Here is an 8966-nt window from a genome sequence, read left to right as displayed (position 1 = left end):
GCCCGGTTACATTCCGAACCCGGAAGCTAAGCCTTACAGCGCCGATGGTACTGCAGGGGGGACCCTGTGGGAGAGTAGGACGCCGCCGAACAATTATTCTAGAGAAGCCCCCGCCGGGTGAACCGGTCGGGGGCTTCTCTGTTGTAGGGTCAACATGCAATTGTCGTAGTACGGGACAGGAGGCCCCCGGGTGGAGGTCCAGGAGACGCGGGTCCAGACCGATCGCGTCCTCACCATCCCCAACATGCTGAGCATGGGCCGGCTGGTCGGTGTTCCGCTCTTTCTCTGGCTCATCCTGTGGCCGGTGTTCGACGGGCCCAACAATGACGGTTGGGCGCTGTTGATCCTGATGCTGAGCGGGATCAGCGACTACCTGGACGGGAAGCTCGCCCGGCGGTGGGGGCAGATCAGCCGGGTGGGGCAGCTGCTCGATCCGCTGGCCGACCGGCTCTATGTGCTGTCCACGCTGGTCGGATTGACCTGGCGTGAGATTCTGCCGTGGTGGCTCACCGCGATCCTGTTGGCCCGTGAGGTATTCATCGCCGCGCTGCTGCCGATTCTGAACCGGCACGGCTACGGACCGCTCCAGGTGAGTTTCCTGGGCAAGGCGGCGACCTTCAATCTGATGTACGCCTTTCCGCTTCTGCTGCTCGGCAGCGTGGACAGCTGGATCGCCCGGCCGGCCGAGGTGGTGAGCTGGGCGTTCATCTGGTGGGGGACGACGCTGTACTGGTGGGCCGCGATTCTTTACGCGGTTCAGGCGCGGCGGATCGTCCGGGCCAGCACCGCGGGCTCGGCGTCCACAGTCTGAGACGTGATCTGAGAGAAGCCCCACGCCTCATCGGTGCGTCGGACGATACCTTCCGGGTAGAGAACCTTCTGGAACGCTTTGATGGACCTGTTGGTCCACCACCGCGAAGGAGGACGCACCCGTAATGAAAGCCGTTGTAATGGCAGGGGGCGAGGGCACCCGACTCCGCCCGATGACCTCCAGCATGCCGAAGCCGCTGCTTCCGGTCGCCAATAGGCCGATCATGGAGCACGTGCTTCGGCTGCTGAAGCGGCACGGCCTCTCCGACACCGTCGTCACCGTGCAGTTCCTGGCGTCGCTGGTCAAGAACTATTTCGGTGACGGCGAAGAGCTGGGCATGCATCTGACCTATGCCCACGAGGAGACGCCACTGGGCACTGCGGGGAGTGTCAAGAACGCCGAGGACGCGCTCAAGGACGATTCCTTTCTGGTGATCTCCGGTGACGCGCTGACCGACTTCGATCTCTCGGAATTGATCGACTTTCACCGCAGCAAGAACGCTCTGGTCACCGTCTGTCTCACGAGAGTGCCGAATCCACTGGAGTTCGGCATCACGATCACGGACGACGAGGGGAGGGTCGAGCGCTTCCTGGAGAAGCCGACCTGGGGGCAGGTCTTCTCCGACACGGTGAACACCGGTATCTACGTGATGGAGCCCGAGGTCTTCGACTACGTGGCGGCGGGTGAGTCCGTCGACTGGTCGAGTGACGTCTTCCCACAGCTGTTGAAGGAGGGCAAGCGGGTCTACGGTTACGTCGCCGAGGGCTACTGGGAGGACGTGGGCACCCACGAGAGCTACGGCAAGGCCCAGGCCGACGTCCTGGAGGGGAAGGTCGACGTCGAGCTGGACGGATTCGAGATCTCCCCCGGCGTCTGGGTCGCCGAGGGTGCCGAGGTGGATCCGGACGCGGTGCTGCGCGGGCCGCTGTACATCGGGGACTACGCCAAGGTCGAGGCCGGGGTGGAGATCCGCGAGCACACCGTGCTGGGCAGCAACGTGGTCGTCAAGCGCGGCGCGTTCCTGCACAAGGCGGTGGTGCACGACAACGTCTACGTCGGGCCGCAGAGCAACCTGCGGGGCTGCGTGGTCGGCAAGAACACCGATGTGATGCGGGCCGCGCGGATCGAGGACGGCGCGGTGATCGGGGACGAGTGCCTGGTCGGCGAGGAGTCGATCATCGGGGCGAACGTCCGGGTCTACCCGTTCAAGACCATCGAGGCCGGCGCCGTCGTCAACACCTCGGTGATCTGGGAGTCGCGCGGCCAGGAGCACCTGTTCGGGGTGCGCGGCGTCTCGGGCATCCTGAACGTCGAGATCACCCCGGAGCTGGCCGTGCGGCTGGCGGGGGCGTACGCGACGACGCTGAAGAAGGGCGCCACCGTCACCATCGCGCGTGACCACTCGCGTGGTGCGCGTGCGCTCAAACGGGCGATGATCTCGGGGCTCCAGACCTCCGCGATCGACGTCCGGGACCTGGAGAACGTGCCCATGCCGGTGGCCCGGCAGCACACGGCCCGGGGGAGCGCCGGCGGGATCTTCCTGCGGACCACGCCGGGTGTGCCGGACTCGCTGGACATCCTCTTCTTCGACGAGCGCGGGGCGGACCTCTCGCAGGCGGGCCAGCGCAAGCTGGACCGGGTCTACGCACGTCAGGAGTACCGGCGGGCGTTCCCGGGGGAGATCGGGGACCTGACCTTCCCGTCCAGCGTCTTCGACTCCTACGCGGGCAACCTGCTGCGGACGGTGGACACCACCGGGGTCCGGGAGGCCGGGCTGAAGGTGGTCGTGGACACCGCGCACGGCAGCGCGGGCCTGGTCCTGCCGAGCATCCTCGGCCGGCTCGGGGTGGAGGCGCTGACCGTCTCCACCGGGCTGGACGAGGCCAGGCCGACGGAGGACGCGGAGGAGCGCAGGGCCGGGCTGGCCAGGCTGGGCGAGCTGGTCGCCTCCTCGCGGGCGGCCTTCGGCGTCCGGTTCGACCCGGTGGGCGAGCGCGTCGCGTTCGTGGACGAGCTCGGCCGGGTGATCGACGACGACCGGGCGCTGCTGGTGCTGCTGGACCTGGTCGCGGCCGAGCGGCGCAGCGGGCAGGTGGCACTGCCGGTGACCACGACCCGGATCGCCGAGCAGGTCGCGGCGTACCACGGCACCCAGGTCATCTGGACCACGACGACGCCGGACGACCTCGCGAAGGCGGCCTCCGCCGAGGGCACGGTGTTCGGCGGGGACGGGCGCGGCGGTTTCGTGGTGCCCGAGTTCAGCGGGGTGCTGGACGGCGCCGCGGCGTTCGTCCGGCTGGTCGGCCTGGTGGCGCGGACCCAGCTCACGCTGAGCCAGATCGACGCGCGGATTCCGCAGGCGCACATCCGGCGCCGGGACATCGCGACGCCGTGGGCGGCCAAGGGCATGGTCATGCGCTCGGTGGTGGAGGCGGCCGGCAGCCGTCGGCTGGACACCACCGACGGCGTCCGGGTGGTCGAGGCCGACGGGCGGTGGACGCTGGTGCTGCCGGACCCGGCCGAGGCGGTCACCCACCTGTGGGCGGAGGGCCCGGACGACGAGGCCACCGAGGCGCTGCTGGACGAGTGGGCGGCCGTGGTCGACGGAGCGGGGCGGTGAGCGGCCGGGGTTGAGCACTGCCTGAGGCTCGGAACGGCCTCGAACGGCGGGGCGCGCGGTGTGATCCGTGCGCCCCGCTGTCCGTTTTCACACTATTCGGAACAATCCGTCACTTTCCGTCATGTGTGCAGCGTGTGTGCAGCTCAGGGGCCGTGCACGGGGCCCGTCGGCGGCGTGGGACGATGGTCTCCATGCCAGCGACGCCGACACCGAGTGCCCCGAACGGACGGTACAACCGTCCGGACGCCTCGATGTCCTTGCTGACCAATGTGATGGACCACAGCCTCGACGAGGGCTACGCGGAGGCGGCCGCCGCGCGCGGCGGAGCCCGCGACAGCCGGATACCCGGCACCTGGCAGGGGCTGCTCACGCTCGGCGCCGGGCTGGCGCTGGTCGGCGGGGTGGTGACGGTGGGCGCCGTGAACGCGCACAAGGCCGAGCCGTCGCTGGCCAAGGAGCGGGACGCGCTGATCCACCGGATCAACGACAGCAACACCTCGGCCGACCAGTTGCAGAAGCAGGTGCAGGAGCTGCGGCTCAAGGTCGACAGCACCCAGCAGCAGGCGCTCGCCTCGGGGGACGGCGATCCCGGTGGGCTGAGCGGGGCCGTGGGCCTCGGCCCGGTCGCCGGGCCGGGCCTGAAGCTGGTCCTGGAGGACGCCACGGGCACGGGCGCCGGCGGCAACGTCGACCCGCGGGCCGGGCAGGGCTTCTCCAACAGCGGACGGCTGCGGGACCGTGACCTGCAGCTGGTGGTGAACGGCCTCTGGGGATCCGGGGCCGAGGCGATCGCGATCAACGGCCAGCGGCTGACCGCGCTGTCCGCGATCCGGGCCGCCGGCGAGGCGGTGCTGGTGGACAACCGGCCGCTGGTGCCGCCGTACAGCATCCAGGCGGTCGGGGACGGCTCGAAGCTCCTCACCGCCTTCGAGAAGGACATGGCCGGGCAGTACCTGCGGCTGCTCCAGGAGCAGTACGGCATCAAGTCGACGCTCTCCGTGCAGAAGAACCTGACGCTGCCGGCGGCGGTGGGGGTGACGCTGCGGACCGCGCAGCCGGTGACGCCCGAGACCTCGCCCGCGGCCTCCCCGACGACTCCGGGCGGTACGCCGCCGACCGGAGCCGGAACCCAGGAGAGCCCCGCCGCGTCCGTCTCACCATCGGCCCCGTCCTCCGCATCGGCCTCGTCGGCCGGGCCAGGCGGAACTCCCACCACCAAGCGGCGTCCGTCGACCGGACCCACCAAGACCACGACAGGGACAGGAGCAGCCAGACCGTGATTGCCGTACTGGGTCTTGTGATCGGGGTGGTCGTCGGCCTCTTCGTCCAACCCGAGGTGCCGGACGCCGTCGTGCCCTACCTGCCGATCGCGGTGGTGGCGGCGCTGGACGCCGTGTTCGGCGGCGTCCGGGCGATGCTCGACGGGATCTTCAACGACAAGGTGTTCATCGTCTCGTTCCTGTCGAACGTGGTGGTCGCGGCACTGATCGTCTTCCTCGGTGACCAGCTGGGGGTCGGCTCGCAGCTGTCCACCGGTGTGGTCGTCGTCCTCGGCATCCGCATCTTCTCCAACGCGGCCGCGATCCGGCGCCATGTCTTCCGTGCCTGAGCCGCGCCGCGAGGAGGCGGTGGCGGCGGAGCCGGAGGCGGCGGCGGTCGGTCCGGCCGCCGGGAAGCCGGGCGGGGAACCTCGGGAGGTCATCGGCGTCGAGGCGGCCGTGAAGCCCGCCGAGAAGGCCGTGGGCACCCCCGGGCCGGAGATGGACGGGGAGTCCGGTCCGGAAGGCTCGGAGGACCCGGCCGTGGCCGCCGGGGGGACCGCCGAGGAGGCCCCGGAGGAGAAGTCTGACGCTAAGGCTGAGCTTGAGGCCGATTCGGCGCCCGAGCCGACGCTGCGGCTCACGAAGGTCGTCGGGCCGGCACCTGCGGCCGGGACGAAGGCCGGGACGAAGCCGGAGGCGAAGGCCGGACCCGTCGCCGAGGCGAAGCCCGAGCCGGTACCCGCGCCCGGCGCCGAGCCCGAGCCCGAGCCCGAGGTCGAGTCCGAGCCCGAGTCGGAAGCGGCGCCCGAGCCCGAGCCCGCTTCGGACCGGAACACCGGCCGGCGGCGGCTGAAGGCGGCGCTCTGGCCGCCGCGGCTGTCGCGCGGCCAGCTGGTGGTGGCGCTGCTGCTGTTCTCGCTCGGCCTGGGGCTGGCGATCCAGGTGCGGTCGACCAACGACCACCACAGCCAGCTGCGCGGGGCCCGCCAGGAGGACCTGGTGCGGATCCTCGACGAACTGGACAGCCGTCAGCAGCGTCTCCAGCAGGAGAAGGCGGAGCTGGAGCAGTCCCTGGCGAAGTTGGAGAACAGCTCCAACCAGGCCAAGGAGGCCCAGGAACAGACCAGGAAGAAGGTGACGGAGCTCGGTGTGCTCGCCGGTACCGTCAAAGCCACTGGTCCGGGCATCGTACTCACGGTCGATGATCCCCAAGGGCAGGTGAAGGCAGATATGCTGCTGGACACCCTGCAAGAACTTCGAGCGGCGGGGGCGGAGGCGATTCAGATCAACGACGTGCGCGTGGTGGTCAACACCTACTTCACCGACCTGTCGGGCGGAGGAGTGCAGATCGACGGGAAGAAGGTCTCGCAGCCCTACCGCTTCACGGTCGTGGGGAACCCGCAGGATCTGACACCCGCGCTGAACATCCCGGGAGGTGTCGTCCGCACGCTGGAGAGCCACCAGGCGCGGGCGACGATCGCCCAGCAGCAGAAGGTGGTCGTCGACGCCCTCGTGGACCCGAAGTCGCCGCAGTACGCCAAGCCGGCTCCGAAGTGACGGGGCGCCCGACGAACGGCCCGTCAAGGGCGGGCGGCACCCGCCGGGGGACGCCGCCGTCACATGGGCGAGACTGGTTCGCACCAGTACGCTCCGGAGGAACAACCGCAGTACCGACCGCCGGAGTACCGCTCCGGCGATCCCGAGCCGCAACGACCGGGCTCGCAGCATGTCCGAGGTTCTCACCCTGCCCCGCGGGCGGGTCTGTCACACGCAAGGGGATTCGCCCGTGAGTTTCTTCTCGAAGTTGTTCGGTCGCAACAAGGGCCGTGACGCGGCCGCCGTCGAGGCGCCCACCGCGCGTCACCGCCGACCGGAGGACGAGCCCGCAGTGCCGGGCATGCGTCCGGCCCCCGAGGCCGCGCCGTACGCAGGTCAGCAGCTGTACCGGGACGGCGGCGCCGCCCAGTACGCGGGGAATCCGGCGGGCTACGGCGCGTCGGTTGACCCCTCCGGCGAGCCGCGCATAGGTTTCCCGTCAGGACCCTCAACCTCTGGTGGAGGGTTTGCCCCGGATCCGTACGCCGGGCACAACCCGTCGGGTGTGCCGCGCCAGGAGGCTGTGAACATGGCTGGCCCCACTCCGTGCCCCAGGTGCGGCAACCAGAACCCGGCCTCGGCCCGGTTCTGTTCCAACTGCGGCACGGCGCTGCGCGGCGGCCTGCTCCCGGAGGGGGCGGCGGAGACCACGTCGACCATCTCCATCTCCGGCCTGGAGTCGTACGACCCCACCACCACGACCGGCACCGGCGCCACGCCGGCCCTGTCGGCCGAGGTGCTGTCGGCGATCGACGCGCTGCCGCCGGGCTCGGCCCTGCTGATCGTGCAGCGCGGTCCGAACTCCGGCAGCCGCTTCCTGCTGGACTCGGACATCACCACGGCGGGTCGTCACCCGCAGGGTGACATCTTCCTGGACGACGTCACGGTCTCGCGCCGCCACGTGGAGTTCCGCCGCACCCCGGCCGGCTTCAGCGTCGCGGACGTGGGCAGCCTCAACGGCACCTACGTGAACCGGGAGCGGATCGACGAGGTGTCGCTGAACAACGGCGACGAGGTGCAGATCGGGAAGTACCGGCTGGTGTTCTTCGCCGGCCACAACCGGGGGTACTGAAAGCGACGTCGGCAGGAGCCCGAGTGAATACGAATACCCCTTCCTCTTCTCTCGGGGCGGCCACCCCCACCCCGTCCGGTCCGCAGGCGGACCGCGGCGGGCGCGGGGTGGTCGCGGGCCCGCGGCAGCCGCTCCGGAGCGAGCGGCCCGCCGGGCGGCGGCGCGGCGGTGACGAACTGCTGAGCATCGGCGCGGTGCTGGCCTTCCTGCGCGACGACTTCCCCGAGGTCACCATCTCCAAGATCCGCTTCCTGGAGGCGGAGGGGCTGGTCGAGCCGCAGCGCACGCCCTCGGGGTACCGCAAGTTCAGCCCGGCCGACGTCGAGCGGCTGGCCTACGTCCTGCGCATGCAGCGGGACCACTACCTGCCGCTGCGGGTGATCCGGGAGCACCTGGACGCGATCGAGCGCGGCGAGAACCCTCCCGCGCTGCCCTCCGCCGCCGACACCCGGCCCGGGCCGCTGGAGGAGGCGGACCGGGAGCTGGTGGCCGCCGGCGAGGTGCCCTCCGGCGTCCGGCTGGGGCGTGCCGAGCTGCTCGCGGCGGCCGAGGCGGGGGAACCCGAGCTGGCCGAGTGGGAGTCCTACGGGCTGGTCGCCGCGGGCCCGGACGGCGGCTACGACGGCGAGGCGCTGCAGGTGGCCCGACTGGTCGCGGAGCTCGGCCGGTACGGGCTGGAACCCCGGCACCTGCGCGCGATGAAGGCCGCGGCGGATCGCGAGATCGCGCTGGTGGAGCAGGTGGTGGCGCCGCTGCGCCGGCACCGGAACCCGCAGACCAGGGCGCACGCGGAGGCCACCGCCCGGGAACTCGCGACCCTGTCGGTGCGGCTGCACGCGGCGATGGTCCAGGCCGGTCTGCGGTCCCGCGGATAGCGGCCGTGGTACTCCGGCGGCACCGGCTGCACCGCGCTGACCAGCGGCGTCGGCTCTGCGCTTTCATATCCGGGAGCGGAGCCATAGGGTTGCGTGTGTGAATGAGCTCGACGTCGTGGGTGTCCGAGTGGAGATGCCTTCCAACCAGCCGATCGTGCTGCTGCGGGAGGTCGGGGGAGATCGCTACCTGCCGATCTGGATCGGCCCCGGCGAGGCGACCGCGATCGCCTTCGCCCAGCAGGGCATGACGCCGGTGCGCCCGTTGACGCACGACCTCTTCAAGGACGTCCTGGAGGCGCTCGGCCAGCAGCTCACCGAGGTGCGGATCACCGACCTGCGGGAGGGCGTGTTCTACGCCGAGCTGGTGTTCTCCGGCGGGGTCGAGGTGAGCGCCCGGCCGTCCGACGCCATAGCGCTGGCGCTGCGCACCGGCACGCCGATCTACGGGAGCGAGGAGGTGCTCGCCGAGGCGGGCATCGCGATCCCGGACGAGCAGGAGGACGAGGTCGAGAAGTTCCGCGAGTTCCTCGACCAGGTGTCGCCCGAGGACTTCGGGGGCAGCGGTCCGCAGTAGCGGGGACCGGCCGTGCGGCCATGTGGCCGACCGTTTTGCCAAAAACCGTCCATCTACCCACACTAGGGGCACGAAAAACCACTCTCCTGAGTGATGTGGTTTGTCTGGCCCGGCGTGGCGATCGTTGACGGGTCATAGGGGACTGCCTACCGTCAG

The 8966-nt window shown here is 70.5% G+C and carries 8 protein-coding genes and 1 rRNA gene; all 9 read left to right on the top strand.

Translation table 11 applies throughout. From position 1 onward, the window contains the following. Positions 1 to 91: ribosomal RNA gene (gene rrf, locus ACFVHV_RS19585) — 5S ribosomal RNA — on the top strand; the annotation flags it as partial. 99 nt (positions 92 to 190) lie between these two features. Next, on the top strand, positions 191 to 811 hold the full coding sequence (locus ACFVHV_RS19580; protein ID WP_359915003.1) for a CDP-alcohol phosphatidyltransferase family protein: 621 nt from the start codon (positions 191 to 193) through the stop codon (positions 809 to 811). 124 nt (positions 812 to 935) lie between these two features. Then, complete coding sequence (locus ACFVHV_RS19575) at positions 936 to 3431, top strand: mannose-1-phosphate guanyltransferase (RefSeq protein WP_359915006.1); 2496 nt, start codon at positions 936 to 938, stop codon at positions 3429 to 3431. Positions 3432 to 3622: 191 nt separating this feature from the next. Next, entirely contained in the window at positions 3623 to 4711 is a 1089-nt protein-coding gene (locus tag ACFVHV_RS19570) for a DUF881 domain-containing protein (RefSeq protein ID WP_380352372.1), read from the top strand. Then, positions 4708 to 5040, top strand: a complete 333-nt coding sequence (locus ACFVHV_RS19565; protein WP_030062488.1) for a small basic family protein — start codon at positions 4708 to 4710, stop codon at positions 5038 to 5040. Before ACFVHV_RS19570 ends, ACFVHV_RS19565 begins: the two co-directional genes overlap by 4 nt. A gap of 151 nt (positions 5041 to 5191) precedes the next feature. Next, positions 5192 to 6250: a DUF881 domain-containing protein gene (locus ACFVHV_RS19560; protein ID WP_380352375.1), complete on the top strand. Its 1059-nt coding sequence runs from the start codon at positions 5192 to 5194 to the stop codon at positions 6248 to 6250. Positions 6251 to 6479: 229 nt separating this feature from the next. Then, complete coding sequence (locus ACFVHV_RS19555) at positions 6480 to 7361, top strand: FHA domain-containing protein (RefSeq protein WP_359915009.1); 882 nt, start codon at positions 6480 to 6482, stop codon at positions 7359 to 7361. A gap of 179 nt (positions 7362 to 7540) precedes the next feature. After that, a complete protein-coding gene (locus ACFVHV_RS19550) occupies positions 7541 to 8236 on the top strand; it encodes a MerR family transcriptional regulator (RefSeq protein ID WP_359915026.1) in 696 nt (231 codons plus the stop codon). 97 nt (positions 8237 to 8333) lie between these two features. Further along, positions 8334 to 8810, top strand: a complete 477-nt coding sequence (locus ACFVHV_RS19545) for a bifunctional nuclease family protein (RefSeq protein ID WP_224276619.1) — start codon at positions 8334 to 8336, stop codon at positions 8808 to 8810. The last annotated feature ends 156 nt before the right edge of the window (positions 8811 to 8966 follow it).

Source organism: Kitasatospora sp. NPDC127116 (assembly GCF_042677365.1).
In the GTDB taxonomy this organism is placed as follows: Bacteria; Actinomycetota; Actinomycetes; order Streptomycetales; family Streptomycetaceae; genus Kitasatospora; species Kitasatospora lactacystinica.
Note: the sequence above shows the minus strand (reverse complement) of the source record. Positions and strands in the feature narration are given on the sequence as shown.